Here is a 19,441-nt window from a genome sequence, read left to right on the forward strand (position 1 = left end):
AACTGCAAAATTGGTCGGATTTACATATAGACTTTAGCTTATAGATTTCAAGACATAGGCATTCAAACCTGCATAGACAAGAGTCTATACAGAGCGAAGCCAATGGGGTTCATTGCCCCTGGAAAGATCAAGCAAACTGCCGAAGATTCAGGGCCAAGCTTTACTACCCCAATCCCCATAAATTTCAACCAAGGAGACAATTTACATTATGGATTTTTTGTCCAATTTCTTGACGGACTTCGTGGGACAATTGCAGTCCCCAACCCTAGCCTTTCTGATTGGGGGGATGGTTATTGCCGCCCTTGGCACCCAATTGGTAATTCCAGAGGCGATTTCTACGATCATCGTCTTTATGTTGCTCACTAAGATTGGCCTAACCGGGGGCATGGCAATTCGGAACTCCAACTTGACGGAAATGCTCCTACCCGTGGCATTCTCTGTGATATTGGGAATTCTTATTGTCTTCATCGCCCGTTTTACCCTGGCTAAACTGCCTAACGTCAGAACCGTGGATGCCCTGGCCACCGGCGGCTTGTTTGGGGCAGTCAGTGGCTCTACAATGGCTGCCGCCCTCACTACGTTGGAAGAATCAAAAATTTCCTACGAAGCCTGGGCTGGTGCTCTGTATCCCTTTATGGATATTCCTGCCCTGGTAACGGCGATCGTCGTAGCTAATATTTATCTCAATAAGAGAAAACGTAAGTCTGCTGCTGCTAGTATTGAGGAATCGTTCAGCAAGCAACCCGTTGCCGCCGGGGATTATGGCGACCAAACGGATTATCCTCGTACCCGCCAAGAGTATTTAAGCCAGCAAGAACCGGAAGATAATCGGGTCAAAATCTGGCCAATTATCGAAGAAAGTTTACAAGGCCCTGCCCTATCAGCCATGTTGTTAGGTCTTGCCCTGGGCATATTTACCAAGCCGGAAAGTGTCTATGAAGGTTTTTATGATCCTCTTTTTCGAGGACTACTTTCCATCTTGATGCTGATTATGGGCATGGAAGCTTGGTCCAGAATTGGTGAACTACGTAAAGTAGCTCAATGGTATGTGGTCTATAGCCTAATAGCTCCCATAGTGCACGGGTTTATTGCCTTTGGTCTTGGTATGATTGCCCACTATGCTACGGGTTTCAGTCTGGGTGGTGTGGTAGTTTTAGCAGTTATCGCCGCTTCTAGCTCTGATATCTCCGGGCCTCCTACCTTGCGAGCAGGTATCCCATCTGCCAACCCCTCTGCCTATATCGGTTCATCCACCGCCATCGGTACTCCCATTGCCATCGGCGTGTGCATACCGCTTTTCATTGGGCTTGCCCAGACCCTTGGTGCAGGTTAATCCCCAATAGTTTATGGTCTGTCAATAATCCCTTGACCTAACAGACCAAAAAGATTAACTTACATACTTCTAGGAGATAAACAAAATGGCTAAACCAGCGAACAAGCTCGTCATCGTCACAGAAAAGATTCTGCTCAAAAAAATTGCCAAAATCATCGACGAATCCGGTGCCAAAGGATACACGGTAATGAATACCGGTGGCAAGGGTAGCCGTAACGTGCGCTCGTCGGGTCAACCTAACACTTCCGACATCGAGGCCAATATTAAGTTTGAAATATTGACTGAAACCCGGGAAATGGCTGAAGAAATTGCTGATCGAGTTGCCGTCAAGTATTTTAATGATTACGCTGGCATCATCTACATTTGTAGCGCAGAAGTACTTTATGGGCATACTTTCTGTGGCCCTGAGGGCTGTTAAATCAACAATAACTAGGCTTGTTTCTATTCCGGCAACCGCATTCCAGGCAAAACTATTCTTGGGCGGTTGCTTTTTGTTTCTTCAGGGGGCCATGGCCCTATTTCAAATGCTTAGAAAGTCACCATATTTTCAGTACAGCCCAAACTTACCGGGAAAACCTAGATAGAATTGATCCCGACTAAAAACAGAGTAAATTTTCAGAAAAATGGGTCTAAAAACCTGTCCTTGTTTAGCTTTAATCCTTGCCCGCACGAAATCTTAGGTTTGACGACAAAATAACTCAATTGACCTTGTTGTTACCATCGTACAAAAACCTCGCCCCGGCCCACTGCAGCTTATCCCGTAGAGTTTTGTAAAAGGAATAGCTTTCCCGTAGGAGGATAAATTGGGCTGCTCGATGGGCCATCCACACCCCCACTCGTTGCCCAGGCCAAACGCCTGTAGCCAGAGAACCGTCGGTCCAAAGTTTAGTATTTAACTCAAAATCCCCCAGGGGCCAAATGTTTACCGAAGAGCCAGGGGGAATGACAATGGGGCGGCTGGATAAGCTCAGGGGACAAATGGGAGTAATGACAATGGCGTCCATGCCAGGGTGCAAGATGGGGCCATTGGCAGAGGATGTATAGCAAGTAGAACCCGTAGGGGTGGCGACCAAAAGACCGTCGCACTGATACTGATCAATTAACTCCCCATCCACTTCCACTTCGATGATGGCCGTGGGCATCCGGTCAATACTGGCCGGTTTGATGCACATTTCGTTCAGACAGTAGTAGGTTTCCCCCACCATCTGGGGATCCCGGCGATCGCCTTCAAATAAACTGGCCGCTAGCATCATGCGTTGGGAAACAGCATAGCGGTCTTGGTTGAGACGGTCCCACACCTTTTGAGTATCCTGGAACACATCGAATGGTTCCGTCAAAAATCCTAGATGCCCGCCCACGTTAACAGACAAAATGGGAATGCCTTCGGGGGATAAATGCCTGGCCGCCGCTAGGGTAGTGCCATCTCCCCCTAAAACCAAAGCCAAATCTATTTTTTCTGTGGCGGAAGCCAAAAACACTGGATAGGGATTGTCTTTAATGCCACTGGGGCCCATCAGCACCTTACAACCCCTAGCTTCCAGTTCCCTGGCACACCGTTCGGCATAGGTTTTGCTTTCATTGTGCCCGGCTTTATGGGCAATGATCACCTGTTTCAGTTCCACAATGGGGCCTCATAGTGGGGCATGGATTGAACTAGCTTTCGGAACTCTCCGCTGTGGTTACGGGAGCTTCCTCGATCGCCGGAGTGGTAGAAGCGGCTTGTTTTTCCTTTTTCTTCCGTTCTGCTTCGGCGGCATCTTCCAACACCTTAAGCAGTTGGTCAACTTTTTCCAGATTACTGCGGTACAGGTCTAAATCCTTGACCACTTTATCGAGGGACAAGTCTAATAGTTCCGACAGCCTGGTGAGATAATCTTGACGTTTTTCGTCATTGTCCTTCACCTCTGGGTCCTGGTCAGCTAACAGAGTGTAAAGCCCGATGGCAAATAAACGACTGTATTTGAATTTGTGGCGTTGGTGGATCCCCGTGAGGGTGTTGAGCAGAAGATTATCCCCAGATGCTTGTTCGCTGGCGGCGGCGGTTACCCAGGCATCCAGACCAATGTGATGGGCACTGGCGGCCACATTCTTGGCATCTTGGCGCACTTGGTCGGGGTTTTGATCCACCCCATGGCAGAGGGCGTTGAAAATGGCCGGTAATTGTTCGGCGGGTTGATAGCCCTGCATGAAACTATTAAAGGAGGTGACAATGCCTAGGGCAAAAATCGGATCGTAGGTAAAATCAATGTTCACACTGAGCAAATGCATTTCCACCAAGAGTTCTTCGACAAAACGCCGGTAGATGGAACTAATGGGACGGCTGTAGTGGGTAAAAAATTTTCGTTTGGCGTCAGAAACAGTGCGAATTTTAGTCACAGGGCCGATTACAAAGGGGGGGATAGTTCCCTACATTTTCCCTTGTTAAGCGGCCTTTGCCAACCTGAACCCTTGCTGGGGGAAGTGCGATCCCCGGGCATTGCTAGAATGGGACAGTCTTAGGGAACAGACCATGCCAGACTTCCAGGCATTTATCGCCATCATTACCACCATCTTGGTGTTTGCCATCGGAGTAGCCCTCAAATATGAAACCATCTACTTCAAAAACTACGAACTCTCCATCCCCCAATGGGCCGGCCTCAGCTTCGCCGGGTTTACTTTCACGTTTGTGGTCTTGGATTAAATCCTACGGGGGTTTGTCCGACTTGAGGAACTACAACGCAGAAATGAAGAAATACAACGAAGAAATGAGGAAGCTAGAGAACGAAAAGCAGACGCGGCACGAGCAAAGGATGAAAGAGCTGAGGCGGCAGAACGAGAAACTCGCCGAACTAGAATCGAAACTCGATATCGTACTACGATCGCCAGATTCCAACTGGACCCCAGCCAACTCCACCGAAGACAGTTAGCGGATATTATCGCCCTATTGGAAGAGTACCGAGATACGCTGTGAAATTGTTTGACACTAAACTTTTGTCAGAGCCGCGGGATCTAATTTTGGCTGTATCCCTACCGAGAATATGCCCCATGGCTTAGGCTAATTGGTGAGAAAGTTGTTCAGAATTCACGGGCAAAGTATTTAATGGTGTCTCCCATCTCTATCTGGCGATCGCTGATGTTTGGCGGTTTTTCCCCCCAGGAATGGGGCCGGGGCAGTGTGCTCCATCGTTTGGTGGGCTGGGGACAGAGTTGGATACAGGCTAGTGTGCTCTGGCCCCACTTCGAGGCATTGGGTACGGCTCTAGTGGCAATAATTTTTATTGCGGCTCCCTTCACCTCCACCACCATGTTGGGCATTTTTATGCTGCTCTGTGGAGCCTTTTGGGCTCTGCTGACCTTTGCTGATCAACCAGGGAAGGGTTTGACTCCCATCCATGTTTTAGTTTTTGCCTACTGGTGCATTTCGGCGATCGCCGTGGGATTTTCTCCGGTAAAAATGGCGGCGGCGTCGGGGTTAGCGAAATTAACAGCTAATTTATGTCTGTTTCTACTGGCGGCGAGGTTATTGCAAAACAAACAATGGTTGAACCGGTTAGTAACCGTTGTTTTACTGGTAGGGCTATTGGTGGGGAGTTACGGTCTGCGACAACAGGTGGACGGGGTAGAACAGTTAGCCACTTGGAATGACCCCACCTCTACCTTGGCCCAGGCCACTAGGGTATATAGCTTTTTAGGTAATCCCAATCTCTTGGCGGCTTACCTGGTGCCCATGACGGGTTTGAGCTTGAGTGCCCTGGTGGTATGGCGACGGTGGTGGCCCAAACTGCTGGGAGCAACCATGGTGATTGTTAACCTACTCTGTCTCTTTTTTACCCAGAGCCGGGGCGGTTGGCTAGCAGTGCTGGCCCTGGGAGCTACCTTCCTGGCCCTTTGTTACTTCTGGTGGTTACCCCAATTACCCAAATTTTGGCAACGGTGGTCTTTGCCCCTGGCGATCGCCGTGGCGGTTATATTAGGTGGGGGAGCGTTGATTGCGGTGGAACCGATTCGACTCAGGGCCATGAGCATTTTTGCTGGGCGGGAAGACAGCAGTAATAATTTCCGCATCAATGTTTGGGAAGGGGTAAAAGCCATGATCCGAGCCCGCCCTATCATTGGCATTGGCCCAGGTAACGAAGCCTTTAACCAAATTTATCCTTACTATATGCGGCCCCGCTTCACCGCCCTGAGTGCCTATTCCATTTACCTAGAAATTTTGGTGGAAACGGGTGTAGTTGGTTTTACCTGTATGCTCTGGCTGTTGGCCGTTACCCTAGGCAAAGGCGTAGAACTGGTTAAACGCTGTCGCCAAACCCTCGCCCCGGAAGGCATCTGGATTATGGGGGCTTTAGCGGCGATCATCGGTTTGTTGGTCCACGGCATGGTAGATACAGTCTGGTACCGTCCCCCGGTGAGCACTTTGTGGTGGTTGCTAGTGGCCATTGTTGCTAGTCAGTGGGCCAGCGCCCAGGCCCGTTTGGAGGCCAGTAAAGAAGAAAATGAGGACAAACCTCTTCTTGCTTCATAAGAGCCAATGGCAATAACTTGGCCAGCCAGACTTAACCTTTGCCCTTTTTGAAAATTTGTCAGGAGTCATAACCATGGCGATCGGAGAGCAAACCCATCCCCAAGCAAGTAAAGACCAGGCCATTGTCGATCGCCTCTTGCAGTCCCCCGCCGATACTCCCCACCTGCTCTCCTTGGCAAGGCTGAGAATCCGTTACAAAAATTTTCCCGGGGCCAGGAGTTTACAGCGAGATTTGGACACCGTGCTTCAACAATGGCATCTGACTGAAGAAGAACTCTTTGCCCAAACTAGAGCCCTCTATGCCAGCGGTGCGGCCCATGCCAAACAGAGTACCGAGGAGCAACAGGACTGGAGCTAGCTCTCGTTAATCCATTGCCCCAACTAGGCTGAGATGATTTTCCGGGTGGAACCCTCGAGTGTGCCGATGTCGACCTCCACCATAGGCATTGAAGTTAATCTATGGTCAAGCTTTTTAGCAAGTATTAATCCCTACTATTGGTGCGATAAGCAATGCCAAAGCCAAAACCAGAGATTTTCCCCTATGCTTGAAGCAACATCTCCCGTTACAAAAATTAACTAAATGTCTAATTTGATTGCTGTTGCTTTCTGTGGCTACTTTGCCCTGTTGATCATTCTCTTCTCTGCCAAAAACTTTCTCGTCAAGGACAAAACCAGTCTTAATCTTCCCGAGTAGATCTTTCAAATGACAACAATGGGAATTAGGTCGTTGTAATCCTGTTTGCCTAAAGTCCTAGCTAGACTAACCCAAATCAAAGTAGGTCAAAACGAGCCTATTAAGCGGGTGGGCTTGAAATGGGCGATAGCAATGTTTCCCGTTGAATTGTTAAGTAGCTCCGAGAGATTAACAAGGGATTAAAAAACTGTCAGGCTTGGTTGGCGGCGATGATTACCAAGGCTTTGTCGCTCTTTTTCTTGCCCATGGCCACCGGCAATATTTTGTCTTTTGTGCGGTTCTCCACCGGATTACCGACCTTTTAACCGAGGAAACTTTAGGGTAAAGTGAGAGCCATGGAATCCCCTATTGAGTAGAGAATTTAAATTTAAATGGCTTACGCACTACCTAACTTACCTTACGACTACACCGCTCTGGAACCCTGCATTTCCAAAAGCACCCTGGAGTTCCATCACGACAAACACCATGCCGCCTACGTTAACAATTTCAACAATGCAGTGGCGGGTACTGATTTAGATAATCAATCCATTGAAGACGTAATTAAAGCCGTTGCTGGCGATGCTAGCAAAGCCGGTATTTTCAACAACGCCGCCCAAGCTTGGAACCATAGTTTCTACTGGAATTGCATGAAGCCCGGTGGTGGTGGCCAGCCCTCTGGTGCCTTGGCGGACAAAATCAACGCTGACTTTGGTAGCTTTGACGCTTTCGTGGAAGCTTTCAAACAAGCTGGAGCCACCCAATTCGGTAGCGGCTGGGCTTGGTTGGTGTTAGACAATGGCACTTTGAAAGTGACCAAAACCGGCAACGCCGAAAACCCCATGACCGCCGGTCAAACTCCTTTGCTGACCATGGACGTATGGGAGCATGCTTACTATTTAGACTATCAAAACCGTCGTCCCGATTACATTGCCGATTTCCTCGGTAAGTTGGTCAACTGGGACTTTGTGGCGGCTAACTTAGCAGCGGCCTAGTTTTTGCCATCAATTCCAAGAAAGCTCTTTAAAAACTCTCTTTGCTCCCCAGAGTTGGGCAAAATCGGAGTTAATCTAGACGTTTTCTTCACTTTATGTACCCTTTCCCTAAATTATTGGGGGAAGGGTATTTGCTGGGAGGTGGGAGGCGATCGCCAGTGGCTGAAGTTTCTAATCTGCGTCCCCAATCCACTACACTGGGGAAGCTTGTGGAATCCATTCCCAAAGCCCGTTTAAATTTACTTATTTGATCAAAGTTTTTTCAGTTCTTCCACTACCATGTCCCAGACCTATAACGTAACCCTGCTCCCCGGTGATGGCATTGGCCCCGAAATTATGGCGGTGGCGGTGGCGGTGTTAGGCAAAGTGGCCGACCAGTTTGGCTTTGCGTTTAATTTTCAAGAGGCTTTAATTGGCGGAGCGGCCATTGATGCCACAGGGCAACCCCTACCGGAGGCAACCCTAGCCCAAGCAAAGGATAGTGATGCGGTACTCTTAGCGGCGATCGGGGGTTATGCCTGGGACAATTTACCCCGTTCTCAAAGGCCGGAAACTGGTTTGCTTGCCATTCGGGAAGGGTTGGGGCTATTTGCCAATTTACGTCCTGCGACGATCTTCCCCCAATTGATTGACGCTTCCAGCCTGAAACGGGAAGTGGTGGAAGGGGTGGATATTATGGTGGTGCGGGAACTAACCGGCGGCATTTATTTTGGTAAACCGAAGGGTATTTTCGAGACGGAAACGGGGGAAAAACGGGGGGTCAATACCATGGCTTACACCGTGGGAGAAATTGACCGCATTGCTAAGGTTGCTTTTGAAACGGCTCGTAAACGACGCGGGCAACTCTGTTCAGTGGATAAGGCTAACGTATTAGATGTGTCCCAACTGTGGCGGGATCGGGTCATGGCGATCGCCGTAGATTATCCCGATGTGGAACTGTCCCATTTATATGTGGATAATGCGGCCATGCAATTGGTGCGGAGTCCCAGACAATTTGACACCATTGTGACGGGCAATTTATTTGGTGATATTCTTTCCGACATTGCCGCCATGTTAACCGGCAGTATTGGCATGTTACCCTCCGCCAGTTTGGGCAGTGATGGCCCTGGGTTATTTGAGCCCGTCCACGGTTCCGCCCCGGATATTGCCGGCCAGGATAAAGCTAACCCCCTAGCCCAGGTGCTCAGTGCCGCCATGATGTTGCGCTACGGTTTGGATCAACCCCAGGCGGCCGATCGCCTTGAGGATGCAGTGAAAAAAGTTTTAGAACAGGGTTACCGCACCGGTGATATTCTTTCTCCTGGCACACAATTGGTGGGCTGTCGGCAAATGGGAGAGCAATTGTTGAGCATCCTAGATGAAATGTAACGACCATTGCCCTTGGCTAAAAACTAGACAAACTCTGCCCTATTAATTTCCCCACGGCCAGGCGGTTCGGGTCAAATTAGATCTTGGTCGGATAACTAAGAATCTTCTGGGGTGGCCCTTACGTCAAACCCTATTGTTATTTATGATGATGGCTAACCTGGCTGACATTTTTCGGTCAATGGCTACAACACATATGCGTCCTGAGTGGGGAGTTTGTTATGGTTTTTATTCCTGATGAGAGCGATTTTGATGTGGAGTACAGGAGCGTACCCATGCCCCTAGACCCCAAAATGTTGCGGATGGCCCGACGCATTTATCGCAGTTACCGCATGCTCCACCCCCGATCCCAAAAGCAGCCTCTGGGCATTGCTATCCATAAAGAAACCCACCGGGGTCAACTGATGTTCAATCGTCAGCCAGTGCTGTTGCCAGGGGAATGTTTCGTACCCTTAAACCAACTGGAAGCGGAAGCCCAGGTAGTTTGAACTAGCTTCATCCCTCTGTTATGACCGAATCTTCGCCCCTAGCACCATCGACGGCCCCGGCAACCCGCAAACTTTGGTTAGCGGCCATTAAGCCCCCCATGTACACGGTGGCAGTGGTGCCCATTACCGTTGGTTCGGCGGTGGCCTATGGCCTTACTGGGCAGTGGCATGGTGATGTTTTTACCATCTTTTTGCTGTCGGCGATCGCCATTATCGCTTGGATTAACCTGAGCAATGATGTGTTTGACAGTGACACGGGCATTGATGTGCGTAAAGCCCATTCGGTGGTTAATTTGACCGGCAATCGCAATCTAGTTTTTTTAATTAGTAACTTTTTCTTGCTAGCTGGTGTGCTGGGGCTAATGAGCATGAGCTGGCGAGCCCAGGATTGGACAGTGTTGGAGTTAATTGGGGTGGCCATATTTTTGGGCTACACCTACCAAGGGCCCCCTTTTCGCCTCGGCTACCTAGGATTGGGGGAATTGATTTGTTTAATTACCTTTGGCCCCCTGGCGATCGCCGCCGCCTATTATTCCCAGAGCCAAAGTTTTAGCTGGAATTTGCTTACGCCTAGCGTTTTTGTGGGCATCAGCACGGCGATTATTCTTTTTTGCTCCCACTTCCACCAGGTAGAAGATGACCTGGCCGCCGGCAAAAAATCCCCCATTGTTCGTTTAGGCACCAAGTTGGGGTCCCAGGTTTTAACCCTGTCGGTTGTTAGTCTTTATCTAATTACGGCGATCGGCGTTTTGTGTCATCAGGCTCCATGGCAAACGTTACTGATAATTGCCAGTCTGCCCTGGGCAGTGCAATTAATTCGCCATGTGGGGCAATATCATGACCAGCCGGAGCAAGTCAGTAACTGTAAATTTATTGCTGTTAATTTACATTTCTTCAGCGGCATGTTAATGGCTGCGGGCTATGGCTGGGCTGGCCTGGGCTAAGGACTACCACCGCCAGTGGGTTAAGATGAATTACATTATGAGCAATGGTTTGTCCCCTACCCCCATCAACGCCCCAGGCTGGTTAAACAGTGGGGTTGCTAGTCTTTTGGTCAATGGCCATGTTCCCCAAGGCTTAGAACTGACCAATCAAAATTTGGCTGGGTTAGTGTTTCCCCATGGGGACCTCAGCCAGGTCGCCTTGATCGGCTGTGATTTACGCTTTGCCAATCTGGAAGGGGCGGATTTGACGGATGCCAATTTGATTGCTGCCAGTCTGCACAAAAGCAATTTGCGTCGGGCTAACCTCTGTCGGGCCACCCTCAATCGCTGCAATTTGAGTGAGGCGGATCTAACTGAAAGTGATGCTAACGAAGCCCTTTTTTGTCAGGCTGTTTTTACCGAAGTGGAAGCCCACGGCTTAAGACTTTACCGAGCTAAGGTCAGCCAAGCCCAATTAATGGGAGCCCATCTCCACCAAGCCTATGCTCCGGAGGCAGATTTTAGTGCGGTGGCGGCGATCGCCGTTGATTTGCGCTGGGCTAATTTAAGAAAGACTAATTTTCGGGGGGCGGATTTACGCTATGGCAATTTTCGGGGGGCGAATCTAACCCAGGCGGATTTTACCGGGGCCAACCTGAAAGGAGCTAATTTACGGGGGGCAAACTTAGTGGGCACTAACCTGCAACGGGCCGACCTCAGTGATGTTACTTGGTAGATGAAAAGATTTTGATCTCAACTCTGATAAAAACAATAAAAACTGACCTTTGCAATACCGTCGTTTTGGCCGCACCAATCTGAATTTATCTGTTTTTTCCCTGGGCACCATGCGGGGCTTAGGCAATCGCCAGCAATTTGTGGCTACGGTGGAAAAGGCTCTAGCCGGGGGCATTAACCACATCGAAACAGCGGCGGCCTACGGAGAAAGCGAAGTTTATTTGGGGGAGTTACTGAAGGAATATAATCGCTCCGATATTTACCTCACCAGTAAAGTTTGTCCCACGGAGAACTCAGCACAATTTATCCAGGGCCTTGACCGTTCTCTGCAACGACTCCAGGTGGATTATTTAGACTGCTTTGCTATCCATGGCATTAATACCTCCGAGCATTGGCAATGGTTACAGCAATTGTGGCCGGCGATAGAAAGAGCCCAACAACAGGGAAAATTTAAACATCTTGGCTTTTCTACCCACGGTAGTTTGCCCCTAGTACAAGAGGTCGTTGCTTCGGGAAAATTTGCCTTTGTTAACCTGCATTATTACTGGTTTAATCAGCATCTTGCCCCGGCGATCGCCTCAGCCTATGGGCACGATATGGGCATTTTCATCATTTCCCCTGCTGACAAGGGCGGTCAACTATACACACCAACCGTAACTTTGCAGAACCTCTGTCAACCCTTTACCCCTTTGGGTTTAACCTACCGTTTTCTCTTGAGCGATGCTCGCATTACAACCCTGAGTCTTGGCCCCGCCATTCCCCAGGAATTGAATGAACCTCTATCCCTTGGCGATCACCTGGAGCCATTGAGTGAGCAAGAACAGAGAATTTTGCAAAATTTGCTTGACCATCAAAAACAAGCATTGGGTACGGATGCCTGCCACCAGTGTTATCAATGTTTGCCCTGCCCGGAGGAAATTAACATTCCCGAAATTCTACGTCTACGCAATTTAGCTGTCGCCTTTGATATGCAAAGTTTTGGTCAATATCGCTATCAAATGTTGGAAAATGCGGGGCACTGGTTTCCCGGTAAAAAAGGCGATCGGTGTACCGACTGCGGGGATTGTTTGCCCCGGTGTCCCCATAATCTGGCCATTCCCGAGCTTTTGCGGGATACTCACCAACGGTTGCGGGGTAAAAGCCGTCGTCGTTTATGGCAGGATTGATCATTAGGCTATAAATTCAACTTCTGTTTTTTGCCTCCATAATCTACCAATTAGGACTAAAGCCTATCGATACCATCTACGGCCAAACCCAACGGCTTAAAACCAGTCAAATTAAGCAACTAAAGCGCCTCTATCAACAGCGTCTCCCCGGCGATCGCCTGCTAACGGTGGAATTAGCCCAGCGTTTGGGGGCCATCAGTCAGGAAATTAAACAGCCGGTTTCAGTGTATGTGAACCGACGGGGGCAAATTATCCGGGTGGGGGTAGGTACGCCCCGACAAACCCAAATTCCGCCCTTGGAATTGCCCCGCTATGGGGAAAAACGACTATCCGGCATTCGTTGCCTCACCACGGATTTAAAGGGCGAAGCCCCCAGGGAATCTAGTTTAATTGCCATGGCCCTGCAAAGATTGGATGCCCTAGTGGTGCTAAGCGTTACTGGCCAGGGTTTTGCTAAACGGGGTGGCGGCGTCACAGGCTATATAGACACGGGGTATTTGGCCCATTTATTGCCCCAAAGCAGTGACGATATGGGGGATAGGGTAGCCGATTGGGTGGTTTCCCCAGCGGTGGCCTTGGAAGATTTGGCCGAAGAAGCCATCCTCGATTTGGTGGAAAGCCTAGAGGCGGAATTTGAACGGGAATTCATCGCCCGTCAGGTGGAAGCAGGGCAGGAAAGGGTCTTGGTGATGGGACTTAAAACCAGTGAGTTGGATGACCAGAGCTTTGCGGAAGGTTTGACCGAGTTAGAACGACTGGTGGATTCCGCCGGGGCCCAGGTGCTCCAGGTCATGCAGCAAAATCGCAGTAAACCCCATCCCCAAACCGTAGTGGGGGAAGGAAAAGTGGAAGAGTTGGCCTTGGCAGTGCAAACCACGGGGGCCAATCTAGTGGTTTTCGACCGGGATCTGTCCGCTGCCCAGGTGCGGAACCTAGAGCAACGCTGTGGAGTTAGGGTCATTGACCGCACGGAATTAATTTTGGATATTTTTGCTCAGCGGGCCCAATCCAGGGCCGGTAAATTACAGGTGGAATTGGCCCAATTAGAATACCTGCTACCCAAATTGGTGGGTCGAGGCCAGGGCATGTCCAGGTTGGGGGGAGGCATCGGCACTAGGGGGCCAGGGGAAACCAAGCTGGAAACGGAACGGCGCACCATCCAAAGTCGCATTGCCAAGCTACAAAAGCAGGTTAATGAGTTACAGTCCCATCGCTCCCGGCTAAGGAATCAACGCCAACAACAGGCTGTCCCCACCGTGGCGATCGTCGGTTACACCAATGCGGGCAAATCTACTTTACTTAATGCTCTCACCCAAGCGGATATTTACGCCGCGGACCAATTGTTTGCCACGTTGGACCCCACCACCAGGCGTTTATCCTTGTTGGATCCGGAGAATCAAACCTACCATCCCATTTTGCTAACGGATACGGTGGGCTTTATCCATAAATTGCCCGACGCTTTGGTGGATGCGTTTCGGGCCACGTTAGAAGAAGTAACGGAGGCGGATCTACTGCTCCAAGTGGTGGACCTATCCGACCGAGCTTGGCGACGGCAAATTGCCTCAGTGGCTAATATTTTGGCAGAAATGCCTCTTGCTACGGCCCCCATGGTGATGGTGTTCAACAAAATTGACCAGGTGCCCAGCGAAGCTTTAGCAGCGGCCCAAGCGGATTATCCCGAGGCAATTTTCCTGGCGGCGGCCCAGGGCATTGGCTTGGAAACTCTGAAAAAACGTTTACTAGAGCAAATTCTGACGGATTTGACTGATTAGTGTCTATTTCACACTAATTATCGCTCTTCTATCATTGTGGGTAGGATAAAATGGAGAAGATAGTCTGAAATGCAGAGGTGGTATATGGTTGCCCTACGTGAAGCAAAAGAAACAGTACAATTCATTGACAAATACTGCGAAGGATACAGAGACTTATTTTATTTCCAGAAGTGAGAAGCTTTGAATACTTGCATCTAGGATTAATTGCGAATATCAAGAGAAAAACCTTCCCAGAAATAGCTAAGGTAGTAGGACTAGAAAATGGACAAGGATTTGACTATTTCTTCGGTAAAAGCCCTTGGTTGTTAGAGGAGGTGAGGGAAAGAAGAATTAATAAAATTCTGAGTTTTGCGGAAGGAGAAGCAATAACAATGCTCATAGACGAAACAGGGGATAGGAAAAAAGGAAGAAAGACAGATTATGTTGCGCGTCAGTATATTGGCAATCTAGGAAAAATAGAAAATGGAATAGTAGAGGTGATGTGTTATGGAATTATAAAGGGAATGACAGTACCATTAATCAGCAAAGTATATAAATCAGAGACAAGACTAAAAGAGGGGGATAAATACAAAAGTAAACCAGAGATAGCAGGGGAAATTATCAAAGAAATAAAAGAGCTTGGTTTCAATATAAAGGTAGTACTAGCAGATAGTGAATATGGAGAGAGCAGCGAAAACTTTGTAAGAGTATTAGAAAAAGAAAATCTAGAATATGTACTAGCTATAAGGAGTAATCATGGAGTCTGGCTTGGGAAAGAGGAAAGAGTAAGAGCGAACAAATGGGGAAAATTTGAGAGAGAATTTGCAAGTGGAAAGTCGGAAATAAGATACGTGAGAGAAATTATTTATGGAAAGAGAGGGGAAAAAAGATATTGGCAAGTAACGAATAACAAGGAGAAAATGCCGTCAAATTCAACGTATTGTATTATGACAAAAGTATCAGAAATAAAATATAAAGAAGTGGGTAACTTATATGGAGCAAGGAACTGGATAGAGTATGGATTAAAGCAAATAAAGAATGAACTGGAGTGGGCAGATTTTAGAATGATGGACTATTCCAGAATAGAAAAATGGCGGGAAATAGTGATGAGCGTATATTTAATGGCAAGTCTTCAGATAGAAAATTTGCCTCCGCATGATAACTCCTTAAACAAATCAAAACAGACTAGGGAGATAGCTTATCAGAATATACAAAAACATCCTTGGTGGAATCAAAAAGTGGATGGAAAAACATACTTAACAACATGAGATTAATAATTCACCCATTATGTTACTTTAATTTATTAAAGCGGTTGATGACGGTGATTTATACACCTCAGTTATTGAGAAACTTCCATTGCTTATTTGACAAATTGAAGAAGGCAGTAATGGCCTTAGGAGACCTTATTATTGCTCCAATTATTTTACCTTCCCACCTACACTGATAGAAGAGCGATATTTGAAGACACTCTTTTATGGGAGTCGAAAAATGACAGCTTACTTGCGAGAGCAAGGTTATTTTGTGAATCGAAAAAGAGTGATCAAGCTAATGCACAAACTGGGACTACAGACAATCTATCAAAAAAAGCGAACCAGTGTCAGCAATCCAGAAAATCTAGTGTATCCCTATTTAATTAGGAAGTTAGAGATTAATCGAGCCAATCAAGTATGGTGTACAGATATCACCTATCTGCCGATTGGCAAAGGATACTATTATTTGGTTGTTATCATGGACTGGTATAGCAGACGAGTCTTATCGTGGCGTATCAGTAACACAATGGATGTTAAGTTTTGCTGTAACGCTTTGGAAGAAGCCTTGGAAAAATATGGCAAACCTGAAATCTTTAATAGTGACCAAGGAAGCCAATTTACTTCTAAAGAATTTACTCAGATTCTGCTTCAGGCTGAAGTAAAAATCAGCATGGATGGCAGGGGAAGATGTTTCGATAACATTTTTATCGAAAGATTATGGCGTTCCCTTAAATATGAGCTAATTTATATTTATGAGTTTGAGGATGGAAGACATTTAAATCAGGAGATTAAAAACTGGATTAACTGGTATAATTATGAAAGATTTCATCAAGCTCTAGATTATCAGACACCTTATTTTGTTTACCAGCAAAATCTAAGTACATTACCCGTCACCTAATCTCTTGCTCGATTCCTGATTTTCAGAGCTTTCCTCTCTACATTTCTGGCCTGACTTTTGGGATCCACTTCAATATCAACTGGAGCTTTTATCTTTTGGCAAAGCTCGAGAACTTGCCCAGATGGAATACCGTGACTTCTCTACTCTATTGGGGGAAAGGAACATTACCCGACATTATACCGAAATCGAGCTGGCTGAAGATTTAGATTATGCTCACCGTTAGCAAAACCTCACCCCTGATCAGTTTGATGATTATCGATTTGTCTCTGAATTACTTCAAGTTGGGATAACAATTCGGGAATATAGTCATTTCAATTAACGATGAGAGAATTTAATGTAAAATTATGGAGTGTACAAAATGAACAGGTTTAAACAATGGCTTACAGTTTAGATTTAAGGCAAAGGGTAGTAGCTTATATAGAAGCTGGAGGAAAAATAACTGAGGCTTCCAAGATATATAAAATAGGAAAAGCCTCGATATACAGATGGTTAAATAGAGTAGATTTAAGCCCAACAAAAGTAGAGCGTCGCCATAGGAAATTAGACTGGGAAGCTCTAAAAAAAGACGTAGAAGAAAATCCCGATGCAAGATTGATAGACAGAGCCAAGAAATTTGGAGTGAGGCCGAGTGCCGTATATTACGCATTAAAGAAAATGAAAATAAACAGAAAAAAAAAAGAACTACGTTATCGAGAAAGAAACCGGGAGGAACGAGTTAAGTACTATAGAATGTTAAGAGAACTAATTAAGCTCTATGGTAGTCAAGCTATAGTTTACATAAATACAAGCCTGGATTCGAAGCAATCCAGGCTTGTATTTATGCCTGGTCAAAAAAAGGAAAAAAAGTTTATGGAGATAGACAAGGAAAAAGGGGAGTCAGAGAAAATCTAGTAGCAGGGAGAAGAAAAGGAAAAAAAGATTTGATTGCGCCGATGGTTCTTACTGTGGCGTTTAGCGTCTCAGCTTTATTTGAAACTACTATATTGTCTCGAATAATGCTCCAGACAGTATCGTTATCAATGCCCAAATAACCGTGAATAAGACGATTGCGGGTGGTAATGATCTGTCGCCAAGGGACCTCTGGGTGTGTGGCTCGTATCTCATTAGGAATATGGGTAGCCGCCTCGCCAATTAATTCTAGATTTCGTAAAGTGGCATCATAGTTAATTTCGCTGGCGATAAAGGTTTCCTGATCCATTTCTATGGTGTAGGCCAGCGCTTTTTTAGCAAAGCAAATCATGTCGTCAATGTAAAAATGCCATTCCCGATTGGGAGATTTAGACATCTATTTTTTCCTGTTCGATCTGGGAGCGTAATTCTGGTCTGAGGGCCTTTTCTGTTGCTAGGTCCACGGCACAACCTAACAAGTCTTCTAGATAAAACTGCACTCCGAAATACCGGTGGGATGTGGCAGGTCCATCGAAGCTGACGAGAATATCTACATCACTATGGGGACCAGCTTCATCCCTTGCGGTGGAACCAAACAGTGCTAACTGGGTAACACCAAAACGAGATTGTAAATCTGGTTTACTTTGACTTAGCAATTGCAGGACTGATTGGCATTTCATTGTTCATCAATAACATGAACCACTGAGGGACTATTCCGCTAATCCCAATACCCATTGCACTAGGGTCCGTACTGGATAGCCCGTGGCACCAGCATTGTGAACTCCATTTTGCTTATCAGTCCACACAGGCCCTGCAATGTCTAAATGGGCCCAGGGAGTTTCCTTGATGAATTGTTGTAAAAATAACGCCGCTGTAATGGAACCACCGGAACGGGGCCCCGTATTTTTCATATCGGCGATCGGGGATTTGAGACCTTCAAAATATTTGGATTCCATGGGCATTTGCCAGAATTTTTCCCCCGCCTTATCGGCCGCCACTTTGAGTTCATCGGCCAATTCCTGATTGGGACTCCATAAGCCACCAATGTCATCCCCCAGAGCTACAATACAGGCCCCGGTTAATGTGGCTAGATCAACGATCGCCTCTACACCAAGTTTTTCCGCAAATACTAGGGCATCGGCCAGGGTAAGGCGACCTTCCGCATCGGTATTATTTACCTCAATGGTTTTGCCGTTGGAGGCGGTGAGAATATCCCCTGGGTGCATCGCCGTGCCACTGATCATATTTTCCGTAGCGGCACAGATAAAATGTATTTCTACGTTAGGTTTCAATTGGGCGATCGCCTTAGCAGCCCCGAGGGTAGCACCGCCGCCCCCCATATCCATTTTCATCGTTTCAATGCCACTACCTGCACCTTTGATGTTTAAACCACCGGAGTCAAAGGTGAGACTTTTGCCGATGATCGCCAACTTTTTCACCGGATTAGCAGGGCGATAGGTGAGATGAATAAATTGCGGTGGTAACTCGGAAGCTTTCGCCACCCCCAGAAATGCCCCCATGCCTAGGGCCTCACATTCTGTCTGCCCCAGCACTTCCAATTCTAAACCGTAGGTCTGGGCCAATTCCGTGGCAATTTCCGTAAAGGTTAAGGGGGTGACTTCGTTGGCCGGAGCCGCCACCATTTCCCGGGCCAGAATTACCCCGGAGACAATTTTTTCTGCTTTACCAATGGCTGTTGACTGTTCCCCCAAGCCTAGCAATTCCACAGTGGTCAGCTTAATTTCCTTATCTTCAGGATCGGACTTGAAGCGATTATCTTGATGCAGGGCTAGTAAAATTCCTTCGGTCAAAATTGCCGCTGTTTGCGCTGGATCATGCTCCCGTTGGGGCAAACTCACCCCTAGGGTTTTAACTTTTTCTCCCTTGGCCAACCGGGCGATCGCCGCCGCCCCATCTCCTAACACCTGGCTGTTAAATTTTTCAATTTCCCCCAGTCCCACTAGAATCAGCTTTTTGATTGGGGTTTTACTGCCCACCCGAGACACCAACTTTTGTCCCGCTTTACCCTTAAACTCCTTTTCCTCAATCAGTTCCCGCAATACCCCTTCCAGGCGATCGTCCAATTGGGTCAGGTCCCCAGTAATTTCCGTTGCATTTTCAAAAAATCCCAGGGCCAGGGCATCTCCCTGCCAAGTCAAAGCTGTGTAGTCGGTTCCGCGGATCTGCATCGCTGTTTGTTTTTCTGTTGAGGGACTGTCCGTCCCCCATTTTGCCACACTCCCATAACCGCTGGCGATCGGGCAGTTAATGCCCCGGTTTATGGATTTGTCCAAAGAGCTTGTCAAGGTTGATACTTCTTGGTATGTTGTTAATGCGCTAAAAAAGCCGGGATAGCTCAGTTGGTAGAGCAGTGGACTGAAAATCCTCGTGTCGGCGGTTCAAGTCCGCCTCCTGGCATCACAAAACTCCTTATATAACTGTGCGGCGACACACTGTGTTGGTCATCGGTTACAT

20 protein-coding genes, 1 tRNA gene and 1 pseudogene are annotated in these 19,441 nt (G+C 47.5%); 17 read left to right on the top strand and 5 right to left on the bottom strand.

Annotation, left to right across the window (positions count from 1 at the left end):
* Window positions 1-208: 208 nt before the first annotated feature.
* Together SYNPCCP_RS07495 and SYNPCCP_RS07500 are read left to right on the top strand one after the other, a co-directional pair.
* The gene (locus SYNPCCP_RS07495) at window positions 209-1,333 is read left to right on the top strand and encodes a sodium-dependent bicarbonate transport family permease (RefSeq protein WP_010872645.1); all 1,125 of its coding nucleotides are present in this window, start codon (window positions 209-211) and stop codon (window positions 1,331-1,333) included.
* 85 nt (window positions 1,334-1,418) lie between these two features.
* Window positions 1,419-1,751, top strand: a complete 333-nt coding sequence (locus tag SYNPCCP_RS07500) for a hypothetical protein (protein WP_010872646.1) — start codon at window positions 1,419-1,421, stop codon at window positions 1,749-1,751.
* 280 nt (window positions 1,752-2,031) lie between these two features.
* On the opposite strand, the gene SYNPCCP_RS07505 is transcribed toward SYNPCCP_RS07500, so the two are convergent.
* Window positions 2,032-2,955, bottom strand: coding sequence for an NAD(+) kinase (locus SYNPCCP_RS07505; protein ID WP_010872647.1), 924 nt, complete (start codon window positions 2,953-2,955; stop codon window positions 2,032-2,034).
* A 31-nt stretch (window positions 2,956-2,986) separates the two neighbouring features.
* Window positions 2,987-3,709, bottom strand: a complete 723-nt coding sequence (gene psb29 / locus SYNPCCP_RS07510) for a photosystem II biogenesis protein Psp29 (protein WP_010872648.1) — start codon at window positions 3,707-3,709, stop codon at window positions 2,987-2,989.
* 133 nt (window positions 3,710-3,842) lie between these two features.
* Between psb29 and SYNPCCP_RS17435 the strand changes: the two genes are divergently transcribed.
* From SYNPCCP_RS17435 to SYNPCCP_RS07575, 14 genes and pseudogenes are all read left to right on the top strand, one after another.
* Window positions 3,843-4,013 carry a hypothetical protein gene (locus SYNPCCP_RS17435; RefSeq protein WP_010872649.1) on the top strand — a complete coding sequence of 57 codons (171 nt, stop codon included), beginning with the start codon at window positions 3,843-3,845 and terminating at the stop codon, window positions 4,011-4,013.
* A gap of 399 nt (window positions 4,014-4,412) precedes the next feature.
* Window positions 4,413-5,837 carry an IctB family putative bicarbonate transporter gene (locus SYNPCCP_RS07520; protein ID WP_010872650.1) on the top strand — a complete coding sequence of 475 codons (1,425 nt, stop codon included), beginning with the start codon at window positions 4,413-4,415 and terminating at the stop codon, window positions 5,835-5,837.
* 73 nt (window positions 5,838-5,910) lie between these two features.
* Entirely contained in the window at window positions 5,911-6,195 is a 285-nt protein-coding gene (locus SYNPCCP_RS07525) for a DUF3288 family protein (RefSeq protein WP_010872651.1), read from the top strand.
* Between the two features lie 707 nt (window positions 6,196-6,902).
* Window positions 6,903-7,502, top strand: a complete 600-nt coding sequence (locus SYNPCCP_RS07530; protein ID WP_010872652.1) for a superoxide dismutase — start codon at window positions 6,903-6,905, stop codon at window positions 7,500-7,502.
* A 279-nt stretch (window positions 7,503-7,781) separates the two neighbouring features.
* Window positions 7,782-8,870 (top strand): 3-isopropylmalate dehydrogenase, encoded by a 1,089-nt coding sequence (leuB, locus tag SYNPCCP_RS07535; RefSeq protein ID WP_010872653.1) that lies wholly within the window; start codon window positions 7,782-7,784, stop codon window positions 8,868-8,870.
* A 272-nt stretch (window positions 8,871-9,142) separates the two neighbouring features.
* The gene (locus SYNPCCP_RS07540; RefSeq protein ID WP_231848059.1) at window positions 9,143-9,355 is read left to right on the top strand and encodes a hypothetical protein; all 213 of its coding nucleotides are present in this window, start codon (window positions 9,143-9,145) and stop codon (window positions 9,353-9,355) included.
* A gap of 20 nt (window positions 9,356-9,375) precedes the next feature.
* Window positions 9,376-10,299 (top strand): 2-carboxy-1,4-naphthoquinone phytyltransferase, encoded by a 924-nt coding sequence (menA, locus tag SYNPCCP_RS07545; RefSeq protein WP_010872655.1) that lies wholly within the window; start codon window positions 9,376-9,378, stop codon window positions 10,297-10,299.
* Between the two features lie 25 nt (window positions 10,300-10,324).
* Entirely contained in the window at window positions 10,325-11,014 is a 690-nt protein-coding gene (locus SYNPCCP_RS07550) for a pentapeptide repeat-containing protein (RefSeq protein WP_020861758.1), read from the top strand.
* Window positions 11,015-11,123: 109 nt separating this feature from the next.
* A complete protein-coding gene (locus SYNPCCP_RS07555) occupies window positions 11,124-12,179 on the top strand; it encodes an aldo/keto reductase (protein WP_010872657.1) in 1,056 nt (351 codons plus the stop codon).
* Between the two features lie 167 nt (window positions 12,180-12,346).
* Window positions 12,347-13,951, top strand: coding sequence for a GTPase HflX (gene hflX, locus SYNPCCP_RS07560; RefSeq protein ID WP_010872658.1), 1,605 nt, complete (start codon window positions 12,347-12,349; stop codon window positions 13,949-13,951).
* 170 nt (window positions 13,952-14,121) lie between these two features.
* A complete protein-coding gene (locus SYNPCCP_RS07565) occupies window positions 14,122-15,198 on the top strand; it encodes an IS701-like element IS4Sa2 family transposase (RefSeq protein ID WP_010872659.1) in 1,077 nt (358 codons plus the stop codon).
* Between the two features lie 220 nt (window positions 15,199-15,418).
* On the top strand, window positions 15,419-16,078 hold the full coding sequence (locus tag SYNPCCP_RS07570) for an IS3 family transposase (protein ID WP_010872660.1): 660 nt from the start codon (window positions 15,419-15,421) through the stop codon (window positions 16,076-16,078).
* Window positions 16,079-16,157: 79 nt separating this feature from the next.
* Window positions 16,158-16,301: a UPF0175 family protein gene (locus SYNPCCP_RS16825; protein ID WP_080504052.1), complete on the top strand. Its 144-nt coding sequence runs from the start codon at window positions 16,158-16,160 to the stop codon at window positions 16,299-16,301.
* A gap of 152 nt (window positions 16,302-16,453) precedes the next feature.
* Window positions 16,454-17,022: pseudogene (locus tag SYNPCCP_RS07575) on the top strand (IS630 transposase-related protein); the annotation flags it as partial.
* Here the strand turns inward: SYNPCCP_RS07575 and SYNPCCP_RS07580 are convergent.
* From SYNPCCP_RS07580 to SYNPCCP_RS07590, 3 genes are read right to left on the bottom strand one after another with little or no spacing between them, the layout of a single operon-like run.
* Window positions 16,926-17,363, bottom strand: a complete 438-nt coding sequence (locus SYNPCCP_RS07580) for a DUF86 domain-containing protein (RefSeq protein ID WP_010872662.1) — start codon at window positions 17,361-17,363, stop codon at window positions 16,926-16,928. The pseudogene SYNPCCP_RS07575 and the gene SYNPCCP_RS07580 overlap by 97 nt on opposite strands.
* Window positions 17,356-17,646 carry a nucleotidyltransferase family protein gene (locus tag SYNPCCP_RS07585; RefSeq protein ID WP_010872663.1) on the bottom strand — a complete coding sequence of 97 codons (291 nt, stop codon included), beginning with the start codon at window positions 17,644-17,646 and terminating at the stop codon, window positions 17,356-17,358. The genes SYNPCCP_RS07580 and SYNPCCP_RS07585 overlap by 8 nt, the downstream gene beginning before the upstream one ends.
* 30 nt (window positions 17,647-17,676) lie before the next feature.
* On the bottom strand, window positions 17,677-19,260 hold the full coding sequence (locus SYNPCCP_RS07590; protein WP_285891542.1) for a leucyl aminopeptidase: 1,584 nt from the start codon (window positions 19,258-19,260) through the stop codon (window positions 17,677-17,679).
* Window positions 19,261-19,311: 51 nt separating this feature from the next.
* On the opposite strand from SYNPCCP_RS07590, the gene SYNPCCP_RS07595 reads away from it, so the two are divergent.
* Window positions 19,312-19,384: transfer RNA gene (locus SYNPCCP_RS07595), tRNA-Phe, on the top strand.
* Window positions 19,385-19,441: the final 57 nt, after the last annotated feature.

It is taken from the genome of Synechocystis sp. PCC 6803 substr. PCC-P, assembly GCF_000284455.1.
GTDB lineage: Bacteria > Cyanobacteriota > Cyanobacteriia > Cyanobacteriales > Microcystaceae > Synechocystis.

What these genes read in the sequence shown, in the direction of transcription:
- SYNPCCP_RS07495 (WP_010872645.1), top strand. Translation starts at nt 209, where the DNA reads ATGGATTTTTTGTCCAATTTCTTGACGGACTTCGTGGGACAATTGCAG.
- SYNPCCP_RS07500 (WP_010872646.1), top strand. Translation starts at nt 1,419, where the DNA reads ATGGCTAAACCAGCGAACAAGCTCGTCATCGTCACAGAAAAGATTCTG.
- SYNPCCP_RS17435 (WP_010872649.1), top strand. Translation starts at nt 3,843, where the DNA reads ATGCCAGACTTCCAGGCATTTATCGCCATCATTACCACCATCTTGGTG.
- SYNPCCP_RS07520 (WP_010872650.1), top strand. Translation starts at nt 4,413, where the DNA reads ATGGTGTCTCCCATCTCTATCTGGCGATCGCTGATGTTTGGCGGTTTT.
- SYNPCCP_RS07525 (WP_010872651.1), top strand. Translation starts at nt 5,911, where the DNA reads ATGGCGATCGGAGAGCAAACCCATCCCCAAGCAAGTAAAGACCAGGCC.
- SYNPCCP_RS07530 (WP_010872652.1), top strand. Translation starts at nt 6,903, where the DNA reads ATGGCTTACGCACTACCTAACTTACCTTACGACTACACCGCTCTGGAA.
- leuB (WP_010872653.1), top strand. Translation starts at nt 7,782, where the DNA reads ATGTCCCAGACCTATAACGTAACCCTGCTCCCCGGTGATGGCATTGGC.
- SYNPCCP_RS07540 (WP_231848059.1), top strand. Translation starts at nt 9,143, where the DNA reads ATGCCCCTAGACCCCAAAATGTTGCGGATGGCCCGACGCATTTATCGC.
- menA (WP_010872655.1), top strand. Translation starts at nt 9,376, where the DNA reads ATGACCGAATCTTCGCCCCTAGCACCATCGACGGCCCCGGCAACCCGC.
- SYNPCCP_RS07550 (WP_020861758.1), top strand. Translation starts at nt 10,325, where the DNA reads ATGAATTACATTATGAGCAATGGTTTGTCCCCTACCCCCATCAACGCC.
- SYNPCCP_RS07555 (WP_010872657.1), top strand. Translation starts at nt 11,124, where the DNA reads ATGCGGGGCTTAGGCAATCGCCAGCAATTTGTGGCTACGGTGGAAAAG.
- SYNPCCP_RS07570 (WP_010872660.1), top strand. Translation starts at nt 15,419, where the DNA reads ATGACAGCTTACTTGCGAGAGCAAGGTTATTTTGTGAATCGAAAAAGA.
- SYNPCCP_RS07580 (WP_010872662.1), bottom strand. Translation starts at nt 17,363, where the DNA reads ATGTCTAAATCTCCCAATCGGGAATGGCATTTTTACATTGACGACATG.
- SYNPCCP_RS07585 (WP_010872663.1), bottom strand. Translation starts at nt 17,646, where the DNA reads ATGAAATGCCAATCAGTCCTGCAATTGCTAAGTCAAAGTAAACCAGAT.